Here is a 22,412-nt window from a genome sequence, read left to right as displayed (position 1 = left end):
CTGGCAAGCTTTACAGCCTTAGCGTAAGTTTCTGTACGGTTGCTACCAAAACGCCGTCTCCTGTAATTAGGGTGGTTTCTTCGAGCAGCAGCGCCAATTCTCCAGGTGTTTTAGATCCCTTCATTTCCAAAACTTTTAGCCCCGGAATTAATTCTTCGCCATCAGATAGCCAGCGATCGCATTGAATGGGAAAGGTGTCTTTTTCAGCTGCTGGTCCTGCTATCCGAGCACCTGTGAGCTGGGCAATTTCTGGAGCAGCGCGCAGATGATCTAAGTTAGTGACAACAATCCAGGCTACGCCACCGAGGGATTGTAGGTGATTCCAGTCATGCTCTGATAAGGGCAGCGGATCTATCAGGACGTTTCCGTCAGGGCGAATCCAAGCAACACTATTAAAATCTATGTTTCTTTCAGAGTCGAACGATGACCAGCAATAGAGATTGGGACGATTCAGCGATTTCATGGGAATTTCTAGTTACTCTCTTCCATCAGTGTAGGCGCTTGACGAGGAGCCGACTTAATAAAATCCTTCACCAGAGAATTTCTCAAGTCCCATCGCTGCGAAAAAACTGTTTGAGGATTTCACTGGGTTGCCGATCCCAAGTATCGATATGCTCGTAGATCGAACCATCTGGCGTAAGTTTATAGGTCGAATAGCCGTTAAACAGAATTTTAGCTCTCCAAGGCACGCGCAAAGTCCCGCGTACAGTCCAATGAGCCAGAATGATATCCGTAGCTGTCTGCCTTACGTCGTGCAAGTCGAAGTAAATTTTAGTAAAAAAGAGCTTGCCGTGAAACCTTAACGTCCAGAAGATAATTCGATAGTTCAGTTTGCCTTTAAAAGTGTTAACTGGGTCTTTAAAATAAATATCTTTAGTATAGATATCGTAAGAAAGATCGGTTTCAAACAGGCTTGGCAGTTCTGCTTTGAGAATTGCGATGACTTGTTGGACTCGCGCTTGGTAATCGTTTAAATTCTCTTTCATCTAGAAAAGGAGATCGATAATACTATGCCAACACTGCTACTGCCTCAACATACGTTCGTCGGACAACTCTATTGAAAAATGGGTACGATATCTGTACCGTACAGAAATTACTCAATCACCTCTAACCAAGCCGCTTTAACTCTTTTAAAATCCGATCGGGTTCCGCATTGCTATCAATAAAGGTAAACAAATGCCTGTAGGTAATGCGACCTTCGCGATCGATGATAAATTGAGCGGGTAAAGGCGCGCCTAAAGCTTGTCCCGCTCCATAGAGGCGAAAGGTCGTGCAATCTGGATCGGACAAAAAAGGATAGGGCAGGTTCAAGTCGGAAACAATTTGCTCGCTCTGTACGGGATCGGTACTGGAAATCATCAGTAACTCGGCTCCGCGATCGCGAATATCTTGATAGCGTTGCTTTAAATCCTGAATATGAGGATAGCAAAAAGGGCAAAAAAGTTTTTCGGTAAAAATGCGCGTAAACGCTAATAAGACAGGCTGCTGACCTCGGTAGTCGGATAATCTAACCAGTCCGCCTCCAATTCGGGGTAGGGTAAAGTCCGGAGCTAACTGGCCAACCTCTGGCACTTGAAATCCTGGTAAGGGGATAAAGTTTTTAGCAAAGCGTTGGTTAAAAAGTCCTGTATTCCCAGTCATAACAATTTGTTAAGCGCTTTTTTCTCAAGGTAACATAGCTTGAGAGCGATCGTTTTGTGGAGACAGCGCTAAAGAAAGCGATCGAGCTTTAGATCTCATAAATCTTTATCGTAGGGATTTGGGAAGTTAGTTCGCGAGAAACACTAATAACGGTGCGTTCTGGGCAACTCTTCCAGTTTCCCTCAAATAAAGGTTCAGATGCTATTATAACGGCATCTGGGTAGAGCAAATCGTCTTGCAACCAGTAAAGGGTCGGCGTTGGAGCGCGGTTAGAATAACGGGAAGCGACTAATTGTTTTCCATTACTGATAATAATATTGGCTGAAAAGTAAATATGATGCGATTTAGCTAATTGAGTCAATTGAGTTAACGCATTAATCAAAGCCTTTTCTAGACTAAGATCGGGCGTTCTTCGTAACTCATTGATAACCAGGGCAAAAATATGTTCGGAATCGGTCGTTCCTGTAATTAATTGATAGCTGTAGTCATCTAACAAGTTGCGGATAGGTCGATATAGCGTTTGGCGAAAATTATGAATAAAGCCGTTATGAATAAAAAGTAAATTTTCATTCGTAAAAGGCTGACAGTTACTTAAATCTACGGCTAGCGGCGGAGTAGCGCTGCGAACGTAGGCAAGTACGCAACTCGATTCGACATATCGACTCAAATGAGGAAGATTAACATCGCTCCAAATAGGTAGAATATTTTTGTAAATATAGGGATTCTCGTCTTTTTGAGGGTGATACCAACCCACGCCAAAACCATCGGCATTGAGCAATCCGGCGGTCATTTCGCGGGGTTGGTAACTTTGAGCGATGAGAGAGTGGTCGGGTTTATAGAGTAAGCGATCTAGTTGAATTGCTAAACCTAGATAGCCTAATAAACGGCACATATTCAGAAATCAAGGCGTTAGAGATTAGCCTTTAGAGACTACATAAAACTTTCAATTCATTCTGTCACAAAGTCATCAAAATCCGATCGCCTAGCAATTCTAACTTATTCCTATTCACTTACAATTGGAGGCGGAGAGCGATCGCGCTACTCTTTTGAGTCTTGTTTCTGTTGATACTCTTCCAAAAGTTTAGCGACTCGCTCTTTAATTTTTTGGTGTCTATCAATTCCTTCGTAGGCATAGCGGTTGAGTCTTTGTCGAACGATCGCCTCTTCTAAATAGCGAACGCGATCCTCCGCGTCTGGGTGAGTAGAAAACCACGCCGGAATGCCGGGATCTTCCTCCTCATTGAGCGTTACCATCAGGTTGCGAACGCCGTCTGCAGCATAGCCGTTGGCTGCTAGCAGCCTTGTCCCGAAAACATCCGCTTGTTCTTCCATTTCGCGGCTGTAGTTGAGAACGATTAGATCGCCTGCTACATTGCCAACATAGGGAATGTATTGGGTCACGCTTGCTGTTAAATTTCCCTCAGCCATGAGTTGGAAACCGTGGGACAAAACGGCGTGAGCGAGTTCGTGGGCAAGCAATCCCGCCAATTCTGCTTCTGAGTTGGTGTCGAGGATTGCACCTGCATTGAGGAATATCTTACCCCCTGGCAAGGCAAAGACATTGAGGCGAGCGTCCATGATGACGTAGAATTGGTAGTCAAACTCATCTCGCCCTGCAACGGCGGCAAGTTTGTTGCCGATTCCTCGCACGTATCCCAGAACCTCTTCGTCTTGCATCATGGGAAGTTCTTCTTGAATCCTCTCCGAAAAGCGATCGCCGATCGAGGATTCTCCTTCCAACAGTAAAATTGCGGTTTCCAGGGCAGACAGAGGACCGAAAATATTCCCCGTCAAGGCAAATCCTAGTCCGCCTACGATCGCATTGCCGACTGCATTCCAGGTGATGTCTGATTCCAGTTCGTCTTGGTAGCGTGCTAGATTTTCGTTTGCTATGCGAGTAAATTCGGTTGCTTGAGGATTTTCGGGATTAAATAAGGCAAATTGACGCGCCGTCAGCGAAGCTTCTAACCAATCTTCTGAGTCTTGATAAGCGTTAATTTGCGATCGTACTAATTCAGCTTCGTTAGGATAAAGAGTAGCGGCGTGCTGGAGAACTTGCATCGCCTCTTCTTCTTTTCCTGCTTCTGCCAGCGATCGCGCGTAGTGCAAGTGAGCGGGAATAAATTCGGGATACTGCTCGGTCAGCAGTTGCAGCGGCGCAAAAATTTTACTTTCTAAACGTTTATCTTCGCGTCCCTCTTGATATAAGCGCCAGTATACAGCACCGCCCGGTGGCAACTGTTCTGGTTGGTAAATGGGTTCTGGAATTTTCTCTCGCTCGATGGCTATCTCGGCGGGAAAGGGTTCTTTGGCTTCGCGGTATAGTTTATCTGCTTGCGATAATTCTCCGCATGCAAGAAAGCGATCGCCTTGTGCTAATTTTTCATTGCGGGCGATCTTTTCTAGCGATGGTATTGGCAGCTTAGTTGTCTCGACTTTAAAAGAATCGATTTGACTGATTTCACCCTCTCCAGAATTTTGTGCGATCGCGAATGGCGGCAAGCTAACCGCCGAGGCTAGTTCTAAAGTCGCTCCCGGAATCGTTTCGTCCGTAAAGGTTAGTAAAGAATCCCTCGGTTTATTACAGTCTTCTTTGGGAGTATTCTCTTGTGCCGTTCCTGCACTGTCTTCCCTTCTACCTTCTGCCTCCTGCCTTCTGATTTCTACCTGGCTAGAAAATTGCTCTTCACGGGCTGTTATTGAAGGGGAAAAAGCTTGAGCGAAAACTGCCGGAGTAGGTAATAAGATCCCTAAAGCAATGAGAAATAAACTTCTTAGGGCTTTCATGGCTCGGTCTCCCGATGCGATCGGCGATGCACATCTATTTTAGTTATACCGCTGGATTCTGTTGCGAAAAATTTGAGAAGCACTATAGGTAGGGGTGAAGTATAGGTATCACAACCATCTACCTAGCGTTTGAGAAAATTTTTGCAACACAACCCTACCAAGAATATTAAGTTGGTGGCGAATCATTACAATTGTTCTCATTTTTTTTTATTATGAAGTTTTCAAAAGACAAAACAGATAAGATATTAGTAGAGGGTTTAAGTTAAGTAGGAGGCTCTATAAGATGTTATTAGATATGAGCCTTTTAGATAAAAGCCCTATAGATACAGGCTTGGAAACCGAATTCTTCTATAGAGCTAAATCCGCTACTGCATATTATTCTGTCGAGTATTACCATCTCCTAGACGACCGGGAAAATATTTGGCAACTGTCTTTTTACCCTAGTTGTACTCCTTATCATAGGTACGCATTCCTAGAGATTCACAAGGGTTTGACTGAAGCTTACAAAAATGGGGCTGCTATCCTCAATCTTTATACAGACCCACAAACAGGCAAACCTTATAAACATGAGAATTTAGTCAAAACAGCTAAGTACTACGATAGTTGGAACCAGAAATTAAGCAAGGCTTGCTCTGGGTCGAAGTGAAGTTAGTAAGTTATCAATCTGCTTTTCTCTGTGCGAATAGAGTCTCCTATTCTTAGTTTGTCATTTTGGATTAACAAGGCGCTTTTCTTCTCGACAGCCCAATAAACCCTTTAGGGCGAGTCCCAGAGAAGTAAATAGAAGGTGAGCGGTATGTACATCTACGTTTTAATAATAGGTGTTATCTTAGCCGTCATTGGACTAGCTATCATTGGATTCCGTGTTCGACAGGTTGCAAGGCGCATCCATCCCAGCATAAAGAAGTATTTTGTCATCTCCTTAAATGTTGCGGAGATCAAACAGAATGCAGATGCCCGCGACCGGACATTTCCTCTTAGGCTCGGGAAGAGTACGGTAAATGTACTTGTTGAGCCTGAACCGATATCTGAAGAAGGCACCGAGATCGTCGAAATTCAAGAGGACGGGGAAACAATCCGGCAAAGTATAAGTGACACTGTCACCTATGCAGGTAGGATTGTTGGCGCTGAAGAAACAAGCGATGTCAGACTGACGATAACAAACGATATGCTTGCGGGATACGTGATTTATGGAGAAGACTGGTGGTTTATCGAACCGCTAAAGAAATTTCGCATCGATGCAGATATATCCGATTATCTTGTCTATCGTACGAAAGATCTGCGGTTCAAGTTTAACCTTGAAGACGATGTCATTCCTGTCAGAGAAGAACAGACTGAACCAGGGTCTTTACCTGAATTACCTGAAGGTTCGGGGTATCTACCTCCTCCCCACCAGGTCGGCCCAAATATAGGCATCTTACTTGTAGCAGATCCCGAATACGAACAACAGGCGAAGACGATAGGCACTGTATGGCATCAAGAGCAAATGTCAGTGTTACACACTGTTAACGGTCTTTACAAGAAAAATCTTGGGTGCTGGTTCACGCCAAAGGTATGGATCCTAAATTATAAAGATCTAAAAAATTGTAATGCGGACAAACTTCTTGTCGATCTTGAGAAAGTAGTCAAGAGCGTTTGGGGAGACTTGAGACTTCTTAAAACCCGAATGGACAAAAATGCAGAGGTCGCTCATCTAACCAGCGGCAAAGATCTCGATGGTAGTACATTGGGAATTGCCTACCAGCCAGGCGTCTACAGCCTTTCTCAACAGCAGCTTTTTTGGCTCGGTGGCGGCGGAGGTTTTGGGGGTCCGCCCAACCTCGCATTTCAGAATATGATGATCATGGCTCATGAGCTTGGGCATAACTTCAACGGTCTTCATGAAGAAGCCGATGAGTGGTGTGTGACTCATTTCATTTGGTGCTGGGATTATGAGCGTTCTCTAATGTGGCCAACATTCTATGAGGACAACAACGACTGGATTTCCGATGGCAGTCTGAACGCGAAGCACAACAACAGGCAGCGCATCAAGAATAACATGGCGAGCGGGCGGAACCATAATTTCTAAGATTGTGTTGCAAAAATTTTCTCAAATGCTAGGTAGATGGTTATAGTACCTATACTTCACCCCTACTTATAGTGCTTCTCAAATTTTTCGCAACAGAACCACCTTTAAGCGAGAAAGAAAGACCACAATAGCAGTAAGATAGTGCCAAAAAATATAATGTGGTTCATCCAATCATCAAACGACCAATCTTTAAAATTAAACATGGCGATCGCTTCTCCTGAGAAAGTGACGTAAGTTTGATGTTATCTCGAAATTCTATGCGATCGCGACCCCGAAGTGCAAAAAAATAGTGCAAGCCAACTAGGGCTTGCACTAAAAAGTTAATGGAACTCGAACGCTTACGCGCCTTCCTTACGGGTGCTTACGTCACCCACTTTCGCGAAGAGTCCAAATTCGACTTGTTCGCCGAGATCTGGGTCAATACCAGCAAATACGTCTCGGAAAAGCGTCCGAGAGCCGTGCCAAATGTGACCGAAGAAGAACAGCAGCGCGAAACAAGCATGAGCGAAAGTAAACCATCCTCTGGGGCTGGTGCGGAAGACACCATCAGAGTCTAAGGTTTCGCGATCGAAATCAAACGCTTCGCCGAGTTGAGCCTTACGAGCAAACTGCTTCACCGCAGCCGGATCGCTAAAAGTTTGTCCGTCGAGCGTTCCACCGTAGAAGCTAACCGTGGTTCCCGTCTGCTCGATACTCGTTTTGGATTCTGCGCGTCGGAAGGGAATGTCTGCGCGAACGATTCCGTCGGAGTCAGTTAAGACGACCGGGAAAGTCTCAAAGAAGTTAGGCATCCGACGAACGCTGAGTTCCCGACCTTCCCCATCTCTGAAGACAGCATGACCCAACCAAGCTCTTGCAATGCCATCGCCACTGTTCATGGCTCCGGTACGGAATAAACCGCCTTTAGCTGGGCTGTTGCCAACATAGTCGTAGAAAGCCAACTTTTCGGGGATTTTCGACCAAGCTTCCGAGAGAGTGTCTCCAGCCGCTAAGTTAGCTTCAACGCGACGCTGAATTTCTCGCTGGAAGTAACCTTTATCCCATTGATAGCGGGTAGGACCGAATAACTCGATCGGAGTAGTGGCACTGCCATACCACATCGTTCCCGCCACGACAAAAGCTGCAAAGAAAACTGCGGCAATACTGCTAGAGAGAACGGTTTCGATATTCCCCATTCTCAGGGCGCGATATAGTCTCTCTGGAGGTCGAACCGTCAGGTGGAATAGACCTGCAATAATGCCGACAATACCAGCAGCAATATGGTGGGCGACGACTCCGCCTGGATTAAAGGGGTTAAATCCAGCCGGTCCCCACTCTGGCGCTACGGGTTGAACGTGACCCGTTAGACCGTAGGGATCGGACACCCACATTCCGGGTCCCCAAAGCCCCGTCAAGTGAAAAGCTCCAAAGCCGAAGCAGAGAAGACCGGATAAGAACAAGTGAATGCCAAACATTTTGGGCAGGTCGAGCGCGGGTTCGCCCGTGCGGGGATCGGTGAATAATTCGAGATCCCAATAAACCCAGTGCCAAACGGCTGCTAAGAACAGCAAGCCGGATAGAACGATGTGAGCGGCAGCAACGCCTTCAAAAGACCAGAAACCGGGGTTAACGCCAGTTTCTCCAGTGACGCTCCAACCGCCCCAAGAACCCGTGACTCCCAAGCGAGCCATAAAGGGCAGGACGAACATTCCTTGCCGCCACATGGGGTTGAGAACCGGGTCGCTGGGGTCGAAAATCGCTAGCTCGTAAAGAGCCATCGAACCTGCCCATCCTGCTACGAGAGCAGTATGCATCAGGTGTACGGAAATCAGCCGTCCCGGATCGTTCAGGACGACTGTGTGAACTCTATACCAAGGTAGTCCCATTGAACTACTACGCTCCTCCTGTTGACAATTAGTGTCTGCTTAGACGCTTTTTTATTAACTGGTGTTAGGTTAAGTGCCCAACTCTCTCTTTTGCTAGAGGTTTTAGAATAGTGTATCTAAACAGAAAGAGTTTGACTCACCTAATTATCCCTTGAAATGATGATTATTTAAAGAAGTGTAACTATTGTGAGAGTCGATTGCAAGCGCGGCGGCATGAAGCTTGGCATCGCCTGAAATAATTTTTAAGAATTGGATCGCGACAGCTAGGCAGAAAAACCCCTTATTCTTTTATCAGTTGATGAATGATGCCTTCGGCTTCGCTTAAACGCTCGATCGCATCATCTGCATCGATCAGGCGTTTGAGAATTACTTGTCCAAACGGTTTGGCAGGATCGCTTGTCTCGCGAATCGGTTTCACTTCCACCATTAAAACAGCATCTTCAACTTGATAAAGCCAGAAAATTTCACCTTTTTCAATAATTCCTAAAGGCAAACGCTCGATATAAGGTTTGCGCCGCCAAGAAATTTCGTCCCATAGTCCGCCAAACTCCCAAACCCGCGCATAAGTCCATCCGTCCGATAAGAAGAAGTATTTCACTAGAAGTTATTTGTCTACCTGGCTAGATTAGGCTAGGTGTATATTACCCCTCAAAGAACTGCTAGAGATGGTTGGCAAAAAAATTTTAGTGGCACTCGATCGCTCGTCTCAAGCTCCTGTTGTATTTGAGGCAGCCATGCAGTTCGCTCAAGCCCAAAATAATTCTCTGATGGTGTTTCACTGCTTGGATTGGGAGACGGAAAATTTAGGGGAGGCTTTCCTTGGCATTGGTACATTAGGAGATGTAGACCTCTATGGGTTATCGCTTGGGCGGCGGCAAACATTTTTGGGACGGAAAATGCAGCAGGCGCAAGAGTGGCTGCAAGATTATTTCCAGAAGGCAATAGAGGCGGGAATTTCCAGCGAGTTAAAATGTCAAGTCGGCGATCCCGGTACGAGAATTTGCCAATTGGCTCGAAATTGGGACGCTAATCTAATCGTGCTAGGTCGTCGAGGTCATCAAGGAATCTCGGAGGTTTTATTAGGCAGCGTCAGTAATTATGTCGTTCACCATGCTCCCTGTTCTGTTTTGATCGTTCAGAGTGGAGAGAGAGGGTAGCGTAGCAAAGTCCTAGACCGATGATGAGCGCGTGCCTAAGAATGAATTTAAAGAAGCACATTGTCTTGCGCTGCGATCGCTTTACTCTCGTCTACAGGGTAAATTACTTTCTCTCAATTTTCTGCATCTTTAATTTTCTAACATAAAATCCGATTAAAAACTTAATCTAGCAAATCTGTACGATCGGGTAGGGAAAGTGTTAGCGAGTTGATTTTAATTTTGTTTCTATTCTCATTTACCAAAACCTGCTCCTACTAATTTATTTGAAATTCACCAATAATAACATCCCTACAACCCCCCCTGGTATCCGATCGCTCGAATTTTATAGAAATTGAGTTTTATCTTGCAGAAGATAAGACTTATAGATTTTCGATTTATTTGTATTAAATTTTGTTCTTTTAAGATCGAACACTCGATGGTTTTATAATCTGACCTCTGAGTAAGTTTTTTAACGATAAAATACTTGACAATTCAAATCTACTTCAGGTAAAAAAGATACGAATTTCGAGATTTTTAAGGGATATTTTTTCTGGAATGTACATCTAGTAAAACCTAAAAAAATTGATGAAAACTGCTGTTAAGATAGCCCTAATTGCTTTGTTGTGGATTAGCGTAATCACTTCTGGGGTGCTAGGGGTAGATACAGAATTGCGGTTACAGATGGCTCATGCTTGGTGGACGGGGACTGAAGAAGTTTCGACAGATATGGATCTTAGTTTTAGCGTCCCAGGCAGAGGCGGCGAGCGTTACATCTTCTATGAGGTAGGACAATCTTTGCTAATGCTCCCTAGTGACTGGTTGGGAACTCAGTTGCACCAATGGTTTCCAGCAATAGACTCAAGAGAATTGCGGCTCATAGTAGTTAGTATCGCGACCTTCATCCCTTTAAATGTTGCTGCTGTTGTTGCCTGTTTTTGGTTGCTGCGGCTGTTTAATTTTGAGAAGCGCATTGCAGGATTAGCCAGTATCGTCTGGTTACTTGGCACCACATTTTTGCCTTATGCCCAAATGCCTTTTCAAAATAATCAAGTGCTGCTCTTTGCCATTATCGGTTACGCTGCGGCTTTAGCCTTTGTGCGATCTAGGCAACTTCGCTTTGCTGTGCTAAGCGGATTAGCAATAAGTACTGCTCCTCTGATTCGGTTAACGAGTATTATTCACGTCTTGACCGTACTTCTTTTTTTCGTCGGTTGCATGGCTTATCAAAGCCGCGATAAACTTAAAGTTATTAGGTCGGTAGGACTATGGATAGTTGGCTTTCTTCCCTTAGCTTTACTGGGGCGAGCGATCGATTACATCCGCTATGGTGGTTTTTGGGTTAGCGGACAGAGCCTACATTCGCAGCAACAGGCTCCCAATTCGATTAATTACTTCGTCAACCCACCGCATGTCGGAATTCTTGGGGTGCTATTCTCACCAGCCAAAAGTATTTTCATCTACGATCCATTACTGTTGCCTTGCCTGGTATTAGGAATTGTCCTCTGGAAAAGACTTTCCCCTTTCATACAGTGGTATCTAGTTACTGGACTCCTAAACCTTAGCTTACATATGGTTATAACCAGTCGGCTTGCGTTCTGGCACGGAGATGCAGCATGGGCTGCCAGATATCACGTCACCTCGGTTCATCTGTTGCTGATTCCTCTTGTCGCCCTGTTCGTGCAGCACCTCTTATCTACTAGAGGGATAACTACTTGGCTGATGCGGGGCATCCTTACGTTAGCTATTTTGGTTCAGTTTGCCTCGGTTGCCATGCCTATTACGCTTGAAGTTGCTCAGGAGCAAACTAGCTCTTCCGGATCTTCCCCTCCTTTTCGTTTGGGCACGCGCTTGACTAATATGGCTTGCTTAATCAATAGTTCCTTCTCTACGCAGTGTGTGGAGAATTTGATAGTCAGTCCCGAACTAGAAGATTCTAAAAAAGCTGAGTTAAAAGATCTCAATAGAATTAATTTCCTGCCATTTGTAATCGCTCAAAAATCGGTAGGTCGCTCCGGCATAGCCAAGATCGTACCTATTCTTTTTGCAGTTTGGGGAGCAATCTTGGCTTTGGCAATTTGGTTGACTGTAAAATTTTGTTTCGTTCTAACGGATTTTGCGAGCTATGGGAAAAAACATCGCGATCGCGCTCAATTTTAATCTAAAAATCCCACATTACCGGATTTTTATCGAGATAATCGGTTACTTGTCGCCCAATGCGATCGATTGCTTGCAATTGTTCCTCTGAAAGCTCTACTTCTGCCGCTTTTGCGTTTGCTGAGGCTTGTTCGGCAGTTCTTGCACCCGCGATCGCGTTGGTTTGGGGCTGGGCAATTAACCAAGCCAGAGATAGCTGAGCCAAAGTACAATTGTTGCGATCGGCAATCGGACGGAGTTCGTTCAGTGCTTTTTGAGCGCGTCGGTAATTTTCTCCTTGAAAAAGTTTATTTTTCGAGCGATGGTCGCCTTCAGCAAATTTATGGTCGGGAGCGAATTTCCCGGTCAGTAGTCCCTGAGCGAGAGGCGAATAGGCGAGGATCGAGATATTGTTTTCAATGCAATAGGGCATGGCATCGGTTTCTACTAGCCGCCAAAAGAGCGAATAAGGAGGCTGTAAGCTATCGATGCGTCCATATTGCGAAGCTTCTTCTAGTTGGGCGCGAGAGAAATTAGAAACTCCGATCGCGCGGATTTTCCCCTGTTGTTTGAGTTGGTTAAGAGCGCTCATCGTCTCTTCGATGGGGACAATTTCTGTCTTGAACGAACCGGAGGGCCAATGGATTTGGTAAAGGTCGATGTAGTCGGTGTTGAGATTTTTGAGAGAGCGATCGCACGCTTCTATTACCTGGTCGTATTTGAGATGATTGGCAAAGACTTTAGTGGCATAGACCACTCGATCGCGAACATCTGAGAGGGCTTTGGCGACAATTTGTTCTGAGTGTCCCTCTCCATAGACTTCGGCAGTGTCAATGGTGGTAATGCCTGCCTCATATGCAGTTCGAATCGCTTTGATGCTTTCTTCGTCTTCAATTCCCACCCACATTCGCTTGCCAGCTTGCCAAGTTCCCATGAGAATGGGAGTAATTTGAATATCGCTATTGCCAAGCGATCGCTTTTTCATTGTCCTTTGACTCTTGCTTAAAAGAAATAGTGACTACAGAAGCAATCTCTAGGTCTACGTTACAGTATAAGAGGGGATGGGATCGAAGGTAATTATATGAAAATTGGCGTTCCAAAAGAGACAAAAGACCAAGAATTTCGGGTCGGCTTAAGCCCCAGCAGTACGAGAGTACTTTCTGACAACGGGCACGTTGTTTTTGTAGAAACGGGTGCGGGTATCGGTGCAGGCTTTCCCGATGAAGAGTATGTACGAGCAGGGGCTAATATTGTTGCCAGTGCAGCTGAAGCATGGAACCATGAATTAGTTGTCAAGGTCAAAGAACCCCTACCCCCAGAATATCAATATCTTCAAAAAGGGCAATTATTATTTACATACTTGCATTTAGCAGCCGATCGCCGCTTGACAGAACATTTGCTCAAAAGCGGCGCGATCGCGATCGCCTATGAAACGGTCGAACTTCCCGACGGAAGGCTTCCTCTGCTTACCCCCATGAGCATTATTGCCGGGCGCTTGTCGGTACAGTTTGGGGCAAGATATCTAGAGAAGCAGCAAGGCGGACGGGGAGTCCTGCTAGGTGGCGTTCCTGGGGTACGTCCCGCTAAAGTCGTCATTCTCGGCGGTGGCGTGGTGGGAACCGAAGCGGCCAGAATTGCCGTCGGAATGGGCGCTCAAGTGCAAATTCTCGATGTTAATGTCGATCGCTTAGCCTATTTAGAAACTTTATTTGGTTCTAGAGTCGAGCTACTTTACAGCAGTCCGGCACACATAGAAACGGCGGTTCCGGAGGCAGATTTACTGATCGGTGCGGTCTTAATTTTAGGACGACGAGCGCCGATTTTAGTTCCTCGAAGCTTGGTACGACAAATGCGTCCCGGTTCGGTCATTGTCGATGTTGCCGTCGATCAGGGCGGCTGTATCGAAACTTTGCGACCGACTTCTCACAGCCATCCTAGCTATATTGAAGAGGGAGTGGTTCATATAGGTATTCCTAATATGCCGGGGGCGGTTCCTTGGACGGCAACGCAGGCACTCAATAATAGTACCCTTCCCTACGTTCTCAAGCTGGCTAATTACGGTCTCAAGGCATTAGAGACGGATCTCGCTTTAGCCAAGGGATTGAATATCAAGGACGGTCACATCGTCCATCCAGCCGTACAGGAGGTTTTTCCTGATTTGGCGTAGTTTGGAGCCAGCCCGATCTTCTATTGCTATTTTTGTTAGTTGTTAGTGGTTAATAGTTGATAGCAATTAACCACTAATATCAAATCCGTTTGATTGCCCAAAATATCGGTAGGGGCGGGTTCAGCTAAGATTTTTAGTGAAATTAATAACTTAAAAACCAAACCCGCCCCTACAAGCAATATGGTTGTTTAACCGGATTTGATATAACAAAAATTAAATGAAAATTGGTAGAATAGCTCGCGAGCGAGACGCTCGCACTACCTATTCCGATCGAACGAACGGACTTAATATTACTTTTTAAAACTGAGGGATTGAAGCGATTAGCTTTTTAGTGTAGTCTTTTTGGGGATTATTAATAATATTTTCTGCGATATCCATCTCTTCAATTTTTCCCTTGTTCATGACCAGAATGCGATCGCTCATAAACTTAACTACGCTTAAATCGTGGGAAATAAAAATGTAAGTCAAGTTAAAATCTTTTTGCAATTTTTTGAGCAAATTTAAAACGCCAGCTTGTACCGAAACATCCAGTGCCGATACCGATTCGTCGCAAATAATAAACTCAGGATCGACTGCTAAGGCTCTAGCTATACATACCCGTTGGCGTTGACCTCCCGATAGTTCGTGAGGATAGCGATCGAACCAATCTGGATTTAACCCCACTCGTCCTAACAAATCCTTAACTTTTTCTCGTCTTGCTCGCGAACTTTTCTCTAAGTTATGAATAGTCATCGGCTCCATAATTGCCTTTCCAATAGTCAGGCGAGGATTGAGAGAATTGTAGGGATTTTGAAAAACAATTTGCATTTTTCTTCGCAAAAAACGCAGTTTTTCATCGCCCATGGATAGCTGAGAAATATCCTCTTCTTTAGTGGCTTCTCGAAACCGAAATTTAATTTTTCCAGTTGTTGCTGGAATTAAACGCAAAATCGTGCGAGCAAGGGTCGATTTCCCGCAACCTGATTCTCCGACTAATCCTAGGGTTTCTCCTGGCTTGACCTCAAAAGAAACATTGTCTACTGCTTTAAAAAAATCTTTTGTTTGACCGAACATCCCGCGAACGGGAAATTGAACGGACAAATTTGAGACCGATAATAAATTTTCTTTTTGTTGCAGGTAAGATAATCGTTCTTGTCGCTTTTGAGGAGAGATCGTCTTAAATTCGGGCGGTTCTTTTTCCTGAATCGATAATACTTTTCCCGTCGCAGAATCTTTGGTCGCTATCATAAAATTTTCTACGATGGGCAGTATTTCTAACTGGGAATGCAAACGAGGGCGACAAGCTAACAAGCCTTTTGTATAGGGATGTTTTGGTTCGTATAAAATCTTGTCCTTATTGCCTGCTTCGACGATTTTTCCCCCATACATTACGACAACTGCATCGGCAATTTGATTAATGACTCCCAAATCGTGAGAAATAAAAATCATCGACATATCTCGATGGGTTTTGCATAACTCCCGCAGCAGGTGCAGAATTTCTGCTTGTACTGTTACGTCGAGTGCCGTTGTCGGTTCGTCAGCAATCAAAATGGTTGGGTTGCAAGAAATTGCCATGGCGATAGTAACCCGTTGTAGTTGACCGCCAGAAAGTTGGTGGGGATAGCGTTTGAGGATTGATTGTTTGTACTGCTTGATGTAATTTTTAACTCGTTGGGTGACAAAACCTGCCTCAGTGTTTTGATTACTTTTATTTTTCTCTAAATACTCGTTTTCTAACTGTTCGTCGCTAGGGATAAGTTTAACTTCTTGCAAAAGCGCGATCGCTTGATTTTTGGCTTGTTCTGGCGTGACATTTTGATGTAGTCGAATCGCTTCGATAATTTGAAAGCCAATCGTATAAACTGGGTTTAGAGCGCTCATCGGTTCTTGGAAAATCATGGCAATTTCCCCTCCCCGATAATTGCGCCGCTTTTCTTCGCTTAAGGCTAGGAGATTGACAAGTCTTGCGTCCCGTGCATGATTATTTTCCCTGGCAGGACGAAACCAAATTTCGCCTCCGCTAATTTTGCCGGGACTGGGAATCAATCCCATAATCGCCAAAGAAGTAACGGATTTCCCCGAACCCGACTCGCCGACGATCCCTAAAATCTGTCCTCGTTTGAGTTGAAAGCTTATGTCATCTACTGCTCTTGGGCAAGAATTTTCTGAAAAATTATTGCGCGAGTCGCTCAGAAATTCAACTCGCAAGTTGCGAACGTCGAGAATAGTGTCGCTTGTCAGTTCGTGGATATTAACAGTAGCGTCACTCATAAGCAATTCAAAGTCAACTAACTTTGGCGATCGGTTTGGTTGGTTAAATGGATTTTAACCGATCCATCGTAGGGCAACGGTAAAAGAAAATCCTATAATCAGTAGTCGGTTATCAGTTACCAGTTACTATGATTTACTTGGACTCGGCGATCGTTAGCGAAGCAGAGATAGCGGGCAAACTGGGATGGATAAAAGGAATTACCACCAATCCCACTTTACTAGCCAAAAGCGATCTATCTCCGGAGGAGACCTTAAAAAAACTCGCTGCTATCAGTCCCGGCGAGCTATACTATCAGCTTACTGCAACCGATCGCGATCGCGCGATCGCACAAGGACGACGTGCCTTTGAAATTATTGGCGCGAAAACGGTACTGAAGGTTCCGGCGACTGCGGTTGGGTTTCAAGTAGTAGCACAACTGTCGCCGGAAATTCCCTGTGCGGTAACGGCGATTTATAGCGCGGCACAAGCGGCAGTAGCGCGGGAGGCGGGAGCAAAATATGCGATCGCCTACGTCAATCGTGCGACGAGATTGTTGGGCGATGGTTTGGCGTTGGTACGCGATATGGCTGCCTTATTGCAAGGGAGCGCGACAGAAATCCTTGCTGCTAGTCTGAAAACTCCTAACGAAGCTGCTGCTGCCTTGCGAGCGGGAGCGCATCATCTAACTTTGCCTTTAAGCGTTTTGCAAGCGATGACGACTCACGAGCTATCTGAGCAAACTGTAGAGGAGTTTAATAGTAATGGAACGGGAATAGAATTGCTATAGTACTTGGCTATTTCTGAGAACAGGTCAACTCTTTTGAGGAGGCGAGATTAGCTGGCGGTAACTCGCAATGACTGGCAAGAAGCTTCTGAGAGCCGTTCTCAGTCTGTTGCCGGCTGACTTCGCGGATGGGAGATATCGGCGTCAGGGGGATGCCGATCTTAACTGTCGTCCCTTTACCGCACCCAGCACTGTGCAGCTTAATGCTACCTCCCATGAGTTCGATTAAATTGCGGGAAATAGCCAATCCTAAACCCGTTCCGCCAAACTGACGGGTTGTTGAGCCATCTACCATCACGAAGGGGTGAAAGAGCTTATCCTGTTGGCTGGGATCGATTCCGATTCCGGTATCTTTAACCGTTATAACCACCTTTGAAGCATTTGCTACTGGCGCTTCATCTTTTTCGATGCCAATGCTAATCGCGATACTGCCTGACTGGGTAAATTTGACGGCATTACCTATCACGTTCAAAAGAACTTGTCGGAGTTTTGCCGGGTCGGTGTAAATGATAATATCGTTTTCCCAATGAGGAGTTTTTAATTTCAGACCTTTTTTCTGGATAGAGGCGATTTGCAGATTGATAACTTCTTTGAGCAGTTTGCCTAAATCGACTGATTCTAGGTTCACAGATAGTTTGCCCGCCTCAATTTTGGCAATATCTAAAATGTCATTAATAATGTTGAGCAAGTGAATGGCTGCATTATCGGCTTGCTGCAAAAATTCTATTTCTTCTTCTCGGCTATCGCAATAACCTTCTTTGATAATCCGAATGCAGTTGATGATTCCGTTGAGCGGGGTTCTCAATTCGTGAGAAGTCGTAGCGAGAAATTCGTTTTTAAGCTGATTGGCATTCTGAGCTTCTCTCCACGAACAGACGATCTCGTCTCCCCAAGTTTGGAGGCGTTCGAGCATTTCTTGAATGGCCGAAGCCAGTTGATTAAACTCCCGAATTTTGAAATTTTGCGGGCAAGTTTGAGGGGCTTCTGTTTTTTTACAAAAAAGCTCTTTTTTGATGGCGTAATCTCTGAGTTGTTCTAGAGGACGCGCTAGCTCGCGAGAAATATATAATATGACCAGAATACTGGCGACGATCAAAGCCAACGTCATGCCAAATAGAGCTTTTTGAATATCCTGAAGTGGTGCTAGTGCCTTGTCTATGGGAGCTACGGCGAGGATTACCCATTTTTTAGCTCTCTCGCTGGTAATGGGACTGGCAATGGCACTGTAACCCGCGACGAGTTCTACACCATCTTCATCAAAAGCAAATAAATGCAAAAACTTGGGCTGTCCTGCGATCGCGCTCCAGACGAGATCTTTCAATCGGTTGGCATCATCTTCTTCTCTAATATTGCGTCCTACCCGTTCGGATAGGGGATGTGCCAAGATAGTTCCCTGTTGGTTAATGACAACCGTATAACCCGTCAGCGAGCCGGGTTGGGTTTCGGTAGATACGAATTCTTTTTCTTGCAGTGCCGACTTAAAGCTCAAAACGTAACGAGGTCGATCGCGATCGTCGTAAACCGGAGCCGACAAGAGCAATTCTAACTGACCTTCATTTTTCTCTGAACTCGTCTGCTGTTGGGGAAGTAAGAACTTAATGGAAATCTTGTTTGCCTCAACTGCCAGTGACTCTTGCCCTACTGCCCCTTGGCTTCGAGCTGGGTTGTCGAGAGGTTGATTCCCGCAGGTACTCGCTATAACTTGCCCCGTTTGAAAATTGGTTAGCTGCACGCACTGAATTTGGTTTGGAAGTTTGGAGGCAAGGCGATCGAGAAAAGCTTGCTGTTGTATAGGCGTTCCCTGCTTGAAAACAACGCTATCGCTTGCCGTGGCAAGATTGGCTCGTAGCGCCTCGATGGATCGATCGATACTTTCTCCTTTTCTAACTGCACTTTCAGTCAAATTTTGCCGTGCCGTCTCTAGAAAAGCCGAACGGGCTTTTCGATAGGTAACATACACGCCTACTAAAAGCACGGGAACGCTGACCAGCAATAGGCGCGACAAGAGAATGCGACGAAAAGAAGATTGACCGAGTGCCATAAAACTGAGGTTAACGCTAAGAAGAGCGTAAATTGTTTCGATCTGTGAAGCTAAATTGAGTAGTTAGGGAATCACTAACGTCAGAATTTAACCTAGCGAGTCAAAAGCGAATGACCTCTTTTTGTTTACCTGTTCGTCTCCACTGTTATAGCATAGAGACCCATTAGATTACTTGATAGATTAAATTACTTGGCGAACTTTCTAAGAATTTGTAGCCAATTTTACTTTTTTCTCTTGAATGGCAACCTTCGGTGGAGAAAGCTACAAAAATTGATTGATTTTTTTACCTATCCGCTTTTACCCAATGAATCGCCCTTTTACTACAGTTATATTAGCGATGACGGCTGATGGAAAAATTGCCGATGTTGGGCGATCGCCCGCTCGATTTTCCTCGGCAGCCGACAAAGCTCATTTGGAAAAACAAATTTCCCTTGCCGATGGCGTTCTTTTCGGGGCTGGCACGCTTCGCGCCTATGGAACGACGCTTCCCATCCGCGATCCCCAATTCTTACAGGCTAGAGAGAGGCAGCAAAAACCGCCACAACCCATACACATCCTCTGTTCTGCCTCGGCGCAAATCGATCCTCAATTGCCCTTTTTTCGTCAACCCGTCCCTCGCTGGTTGCTCGCGACGGCGGCTGGCGCTAAATTGTGGCGAGAAAGCAAGCAAGAGGGCTTCGATCGCATTTTAGTCGCAGATGCAAGGGAGACTTTTGAGACGGGGAGAAGAGGAGATGGGGAGACGGGGGGACAAGGGGTGTGGGGAGTATGGGGGGAGTTGGGAGACAATCGATCTAAAATCCAAAATCCAAAATCCAAAATTGACCAATCCCCAATCTCCAATCCAACATCGATTGACTGGATAGATGCATTAGCGCAACTCAAAGAACTAGGATTGCAGAGACTGGCAATTCTTGGGGGTGGGGAATTGGTGGCTTCTCTGCTGGCAGAAGATTTGATTGATGAGTTTTGGTTGACTCTATGCCCGCTTATTTTGGGAGGCGCTACCGCGCCAACACCAGTAGAAGGAATGGGTTTCCTAGCACGAGAGGCGCGGCGCTTGGAATTATTGAGTGTAGAACGAATTGAGGGAGAAATCTTTTTACACTACCGACTACAACGTTAAGGAATATTACATTAATCTATGATTAATGCTGATTATCAGTGACTGAATTATTGATTACTGATTACCGATTACTGACTTCGATGGTCGAACAATTCAAGCCCCAGTATTCCATTGCCTGGATAGAAAAAATCGCTGAAATTCCTAAAGCCGAATGGGATTTCCTGGCCGAACCCCTCAAAACTCCATTTCTAGAGTGGGAATGGCTCAATAACCTAGAAACGTCTGGGAGTGCGACGGCGCGGACTGGATGGCAACCAGTTCATCTCACGGTGTGGCGAAATAGAAGCTTGATTGCGGCTGCGCCTTTGTATATTAAGGGTCACAGTTACGGCGAATTTGTTTTTGACCACCAATGGGCGGATTTGTCCCATCGTTTGGGAGTGCGTTACTATCCAAAACTTTTAGGGATGACTCCCTTTACTCCCGCCGTAGGCTATCGCTTTTTGATCGCGCCGGGGGAAAACGAAGCGGAGATTACAGAAATGATGGTAGCGGAGATCGATCGTTTCTGCGATCGCAACCGCCTCTCTGGTTGCAATTTTCTGTTTGTCGATCCCGATTGGCGTGCTGTAATGGAACGTTACGGTTTCAGCAGTTGGCTACACTACAGCTACATTTGGATAAATAGAGGTTTTCAAACCTTTGACGATTATCTAGCAGTCTTTAATGCCAATCAACGTCGCAATATTAAGCGCGAACGCAAAGCGGTTGTTAATGCCAATCTACAGGTTAAAACCTTAGTAGGTGAAGAAATTCCCCATCATTTATTTCCTTTAATTTATCGATTTTACAGTAGCACTTGCGACAAGTTTTATTGGGGAAGTAAATATTTAACGCGCCAATTTTTCGAGCAACTTTATCCTTGCTATCGCCATCGTGTCGTTTTGATAACGGCGTATCGAGAAGACGACGATTCGCGTCCCGTAGGATTATCTTTTTGTTTGCGCAAAGGCGAAAATTTTTACGGGCGCTATTGGGGTTGTTTTCAAGAATACGATTGCCTGCATTTTGAGGCGTGTTATTACAAACCGATTGAATGGGCAATTTCTCAGGGTATCCAAATGTTCGATCCCGGTGCTGGCGGCAGTCATAAAAAACGGCGGGGGTTTCCTGCAACTCCCAATTACAGCTTGCATCGCTTTTACGACCCAAGAATGAGCAATCTTTTACGTCACTACATCAGTGAAATTAATGCAATGGAACGGGAAGAAATCGATGCAATCAATCAAGATTTACCTTTTAGTAAGCGAGAAATAAAATTTCAAATTTAGGCTATGATTCCTAAATTCTCATTTTTGTAGCGCCGTTCCATGGAATATCTCTACAAAGTTTTGAAATCCCGCAAGAATTAAGAAGACTATTCTATTGTTCGAGTGCCGATCGCCCTTGTTTGCCCAAACGAATCAGGAGAAAATAGGCAAAGTAGAGCGTGTAAATAATCAATCCCACCATGCCTAAAAACCCTAAGAATCCCGGCGATGCATTGGGATGAAACCATTCTTTGTACCCCCAGGGGGCTTCTAACCAAACCCGGCAAAAGGGAGTATTGACCGCATATTCTCCGCCCGAAAAAGCACAAGAAAGAAAAGGGAGACTAGCGATCGCGCCCAGACTAGAATAAATCGTTACTGCCCAGCGCCAGGAAGTCAAGACCAGTTTCAGAAAACTTTGGGGCAAATCTCTAATTTCGTCATTTAAATCGACCCAAAACCAAAGTGAGATGGGAATGAGAATGCGGGCGACCAATCCCGTGATATAGCTAAACGGACAAGACCAAGTAGCGATCGCTAAATAAACAGTAATCATTAGTAAACTCGATACCCGCCAGTAGATAATTAATAGCCGTAAAATTGCATCGGCTTGACGAACTAACGCCCAAATTAACAAAATAACGGGCACGATAACGGTAAATAAAACCGCCAATCGGTAATCCATCCATACCAGAGGTCGAAGCCAAGTTTCATCCATCTCTTCTTGCTCGTAAATGAAAATAATCCTAGATTATTTTAAAGACATAATTGTGCAAAAAAATCAGCAGTGGGAAGATCCTCAAAAGGATTCTCACTGCCGCAAAATAGGAGCCTAAAACAGTATTCAACTGCTAAACATTATCTTAGTCGTCGTAAACGCGACATTCGGCCGCATCGGGATTTTCGTCGCAGTACTGTTGAAAAGAAGTTTTTTCAGGGTGTTTTTGACGTTGATGGGCAGCTTCTGCTTGCAATTCTTCAACTGCATCCCATGCAGCGGCACATTCGCTAGAAGTAGCTCCCTCCGTACTACAAACCGTTCTGGCGTTTTCAATCTCTTGTTCGATTTGGTTTTTGATATCGCTCATAATTCCTCTAAATTCAGTGACTGAATATAGTATAAAAACTGATTGGGGCTGACGGTTTCGATCGTCTACTCAGTAGCGCTGCTGCTCTTTGAGTTT

At 45.1% G+C, this 22,412-nt stretch carries 19 protein-coding genes and 1 pseudogene; 8 read left to right on the top strand and 12 right to left on the bottom strand.

The features are described 5' to 3' along the window. Window positions 1–19: 19 nt before the first annotated feature. The 5 genes and pseudogenes from NIES593_RS19560 to NIES593_RS19540 all read right to left on the bottom strand — a co-directional run. Window positions 20–463: pseudogene (locus NIES593_RS19560) on the bottom strand (MBL fold metallo-hydrolase); the annotation flags it as partial. 82 nt (window positions 464–545) lie between these two features. Further along, window positions 546–986 (bottom strand): C6orf136 family protein, encoded by a 441-nt coding sequence (locus NIES593_RS19555; RefSeq protein ID WP_073601182.1) that lies wholly within the window; start codon window positions 984–986, stop codon window positions 546–548. Between the two features lie 121 nt (window positions 987–1,107). Continuing rightward, entirely contained in the window at window positions 1,108–1,641 is a 534-nt protein-coding gene (locus NIES593_RS19550) for a peroxiredoxin family protein (protein ID WP_073601181.1), read from the bottom strand. Window positions 1,642–1,729: 88 nt separating this feature from the next. Then, window positions 1,730–2,533 carry an ergothioneine biosynthesis protein EgtC gene (gene egtC, locus NIES593_RS19545; RefSeq protein WP_073601180.1) on the bottom strand — a complete coding sequence of 268 codons (804 nt, stop codon included), beginning with the start codon at window positions 2,531–2,533 and terminating at the stop codon, window positions 1,730–1,732. 146 nt (window positions 2,534–2,679) lie between these two features. Continuing rightward, entirely contained in the window at window positions 2,680–4,428 is a 1,749-nt protein-coding gene (locus NIES593_RS19540) for a M48 family metallopeptidase (protein WP_073601179.1), read from the bottom strand. A gap of 283 nt (window positions 4,429–4,711) precedes the next feature. Here NIES593_RS19540 and NIES593_RS19535 point away from each other — a divergent pair, with 283 nt between their 5' ends. Both NIES593_RS19535 and NIES593_RS19530 read left to right on the top strand, forming a co-directional pair. Next, window positions 4,712–5,074 (top strand): hypothetical protein, encoded by a 363-nt coding sequence (locus NIES593_RS19535; protein WP_073601178.1) that lies wholly within the window; start codon window positions 4,712–4,714, stop codon window positions 5,072–5,074. A gap of 150 nt (window positions 5,075–5,224) precedes the next feature. Continuing rightward, window positions 5,225–6,496: a M12 family metallo-peptidase gene (locus NIES593_RS19530; protein WP_073601177.1), complete on the top strand. Its 1,272-nt coding sequence runs from the start codon at window positions 5,225–5,227 to the stop codon at window positions 6,494–6,496. Between the two features lie 338 nt (window positions 6,497–6,834). Here NIES593_RS19530 and psbB read toward each other — a convergent pair whose 3' ends face one another. Both psbB and NIES593_RS19520 read right to left on the bottom strand, forming a co-directional pair. After that, window positions 6,835–8,361, bottom strand: coding sequence for a photosystem II chlorophyll-binding protein CP47 (gene psbB, locus NIES593_RS19525; RefSeq protein WP_073601176.1), 1,527 nt, complete (start codon window positions 8,359–8,361; stop codon window positions 6,835–6,837). Window positions 8,362–8,641: 280 nt separating this feature from the next. Then, window positions 8,642–8,959 (bottom strand): hypothetical protein, encoded by a 318-nt coding sequence (locus NIES593_RS19520; RefSeq protein WP_073601175.1) that lies wholly within the window; start codon window positions 8,957–8,959, stop codon window positions 8,642–8,644. A gap of 67 nt (window positions 8,960–9,026) precedes the next feature. Between NIES593_RS19520 and NIES593_RS19515 the strand changes: the two genes are divergently transcribed. Together NIES593_RS19515 and NIES593_RS19510 are read left to right on the top strand one after the other, a co-directional pair. Then, the gene (locus tag NIES593_RS19515; RefSeq protein WP_073601174.1) at window positions 9,027–9,518 is read left to right on the top strand and encodes a universal stress protein; all 492 of its coding nucleotides are present in this window, start codon (window positions 9,027–9,029) and stop codon (window positions 9,516–9,518) included. A gap of 564 nt (window positions 9,519–10,082) precedes the next feature. Beyond that, window positions 10,083–11,654 carry a hypothetical protein gene (locus NIES593_RS19510; protein WP_073601173.1) on the top strand — a complete coding sequence of 524 codons (1,572 nt, stop codon included), beginning with the start codon at window positions 10,083–10,085 and terminating at the stop codon, window positions 11,652–11,654. A gap of 1 nt (window position 11,655) precedes the next feature. On the opposite strand, the gene NIES593_RS19505 is transcribed toward NIES593_RS19510, so the two are convergent. After that, the gene (locus NIES593_RS19505) at window positions 11,656–12,615 is read right to left on the bottom strand and encodes an aldo/keto reductase (RefSeq protein ID WP_073601172.1); all 960 of its coding nucleotides are present in this window, start codon (window positions 12,613–12,615) and stop codon (window positions 11,656–11,658) included. Between the two features lie 96 nt (window positions 12,616–12,711). Between NIES593_RS19505 and ald the strand changes: the two genes are divergently transcribed. Beyond that, window positions 12,712–13,797: an alanine dehydrogenase gene (ald, locus tag NIES593_RS19500; protein ID WP_073601171.1), complete on the top strand. Its 1,086-nt coding sequence runs from the start codon at window positions 12,712–12,714 to the stop codon at window positions 13,795–13,797. A 297-nt stretch (window positions 13,798–14,094) separates the two neighbouring features. Here the strand turns inward: ald and NIES593_RS25310 are convergent, their stop codons facing one another. Further along, window positions 14,095–16,047, bottom strand: a complete 1,953-nt coding sequence (locus NIES593_RS25310; RefSeq protein ID WP_073601170.1) for an ABC transporter ATP-binding protein — start codon at window positions 16,045–16,047, stop codon at window positions 14,095–14,097. 128 nt (window positions 16,048–16,175) lie between these two features. Here NIES593_RS25310 and NIES593_RS19490 point away from each other — a divergent pair, with 128 nt between their 5' ends. Beyond that, window positions 16,176–16,814, top strand: coding sequence for a transaldolase family protein (locus NIES593_RS19490; RefSeq protein ID WP_073601169.1), 639 nt, complete (start codon window positions 16,176–16,178; stop codon window positions 16,812–16,814). Between the two features lie 7 nt (window positions 16,815–16,821). Here NIES593_RS19490 and NIES593_RS19485 read toward each other — a convergent pair whose 3' ends face one another. Then, window positions 16,822–18,852, bottom strand: coding sequence for a sensor histidine kinase (locus NIES593_RS19485; protein ID WP_073601168.1), 2,031 nt, complete (start codon window positions 18,850–18,852; stop codon window positions 16,822–16,824). Between the two features lie 304 nt (window positions 18,853–19,156). Between NIES593_RS19485 and NIES593_RS19480 the strand changes: the two genes are divergently transcribed. Together NIES593_RS19480 and NIES593_RS19475 are read left to right on the top strand one after the other, a co-directional pair. Then, window positions 19,157–19,978 carry a RibD family protein gene (locus tag NIES593_RS19480; protein WP_073601167.1) on the top strand — a complete coding sequence of 274 codons (822 nt, stop codon included), beginning with the start codon at window positions 19,157–19,159 and terminating at the stop codon, window positions 19,976–19,978. Between the two features lie 80 nt (window positions 19,979–20,058). After that, window positions 20,059–21,249, top strand: coding sequence for a GNAT family N-acetyltransferase (locus tag NIES593_RS19475; protein WP_073601166.1), 1,191 nt, complete (start codon window positions 20,059–20,061; stop codon window positions 21,247–21,249). Between the two features lie 91 nt (window positions 21,250–21,340). On the opposite strand, the gene NIES593_RS19470 is transcribed toward NIES593_RS19475, so the two are convergent. After that, window positions 21,341–21,946: a DUF3177 family protein gene (locus tag NIES593_RS19470; protein WP_073601165.1), complete on the bottom strand. Its 606-nt coding sequence runs from the start codon at window positions 21,944–21,946 to the stop codon at window positions 21,341–21,343. Window positions 21,947–22,091: 145 nt separating this feature from the next. After that, a complete protein-coding gene (locus NIES593_RS19465) occupies window positions 22,092–22,316 on the bottom strand; it encodes a Calvin cycle protein CP12 (RefSeq protein WP_073601164.1) in 225 nt (74 codons plus the stop codon). Between the last annotated feature and the right edge of the window lie 96 nt (window positions 22,317–22,412).

The organism is Hydrococcus rivularis NIES-593 (assembly GCF_001904635.1).
GTDB lineage: Bacteria > Cyanobacteriota > Cyanobacteriia > Cyanobacteriales > Microcystaceae > Hydrococcus > Hydrococcus rivularis.
This window is presented reverse-complemented; position numbering and strand designations above follow the sequence as displayed.

Coding starts and splice junctions, on each gene's coding strand:
- NIES593_RS19555 (WP_073601182.1), bottom strand. CDS start 986: ATGAAAGAGAATTTAAACGATTACCAAGCGCGAGTCCAACAAGTCATC.
- NIES593_RS19550 (WP_073601181.1), bottom strand. CDS start 1,641: ATGACTGGGAATACAGGACTTTTTAACCAACGCTTTGCTAAAAACTTT.
- egtC (WP_073601180.1), bottom strand. CDS start 2,533: ATGTGCCGTTTATTAGGCTATCTAGGTTTAGCAATTCAACTAGATCGC.
- NIES593_RS19540 (WP_073601179.1), bottom strand. CDS start 4,428: ATGAAAGCCCTAAGAAGTTTATTTCTCATTGCTTTAGGGATCTTATTA.
- NIES593_RS19535 (WP_073601178.1), top strand. CDS start 4,712: ATGTTATTAGATATGAGCCTTTTAGATAAAAGCCCTATAGATACAGGC.
- NIES593_RS19530 (WP_073601177.1), top strand. CDS start 5,225: ATGTACATCTACGTTTTAATAATAGGTGTTATCTTAGCCGTCATTGGA.
- psbB (WP_073601176.1), bottom strand. CDS start 8,361: ATGGGACTACCTTGGTATAGAGTTCACACAGTCGTCCTGAACGATCCG.
- NIES593_RS19515 (WP_073601174.1), top strand. CDS start 9,027: ATGGTTGGCAAAAAAATTTTAGTGGCACTCGATCGCTCGTCTCAAGCT.
- NIES593_RS19510 (WP_073601173.1), top strand. CDS start 10,083: ATGAAAACTGCTGTTAAGATAGCCCTAATTGCTTTGTTGTGGATTAGC.
- NIES593_RS19505 (WP_073601172.1), bottom strand. CDS start 12,615: ATGAAAAAGCGATCGCTTGGCAATAGCGATATTCAAATTACTCCCATT.
- ald (WP_073601171.1), top strand. CDS start 12,712: ATGAAAATTGGCGTTCCAAAAGAGACAAAAGACCAAGAATTTCGGGTC.
- NIES593_RS25310 (WP_073601170.1), bottom strand. CDS start 16,047: ATGAGTGACGCTACTGTTAATATCCACGAACTGACAAGCGACACTATT.
- NIES593_RS19490 (WP_073601169.1), top strand. CDS start 16,176: ATGATTTACTTGGACTCGGCGATCGTTAGCGAAGCAGAGATAGCGGGC.
- NIES593_RS19485 (WP_073601168.1), bottom strand. CDS start 18,852: ATGGCACTCGGTCAATCTTCTTTTCGTCGCATTCTCTTGTCGCGCCTA.
- NIES593_RS19480 (WP_073601167.1), top strand. CDS start 19,157: ATGAATCGCCCTTTTACTACAGTTATATTAGCGATGACGGCTGATGGA.
- NIES593_RS19475 (WP_073601166.1), top strand. CDS start 20,059: ATGGTCGAACAATTCAAGCCCCAGTATTCCATTGCCTGGATAGAAAAA.
- NIES593_RS19470 (WP_073601165.1), bottom strand. CDS start 21,946: ATGGATGAAACTTGGCTTCGACCTCTGGTATGGATGGATTACCGATTG.
- NIES593_RS19465 (WP_073601164.1), bottom strand. CDS start 22,316: ATGAGCGATATCAAAAACCAAATCGAACAAGAGATTGAAAACGCCAGA.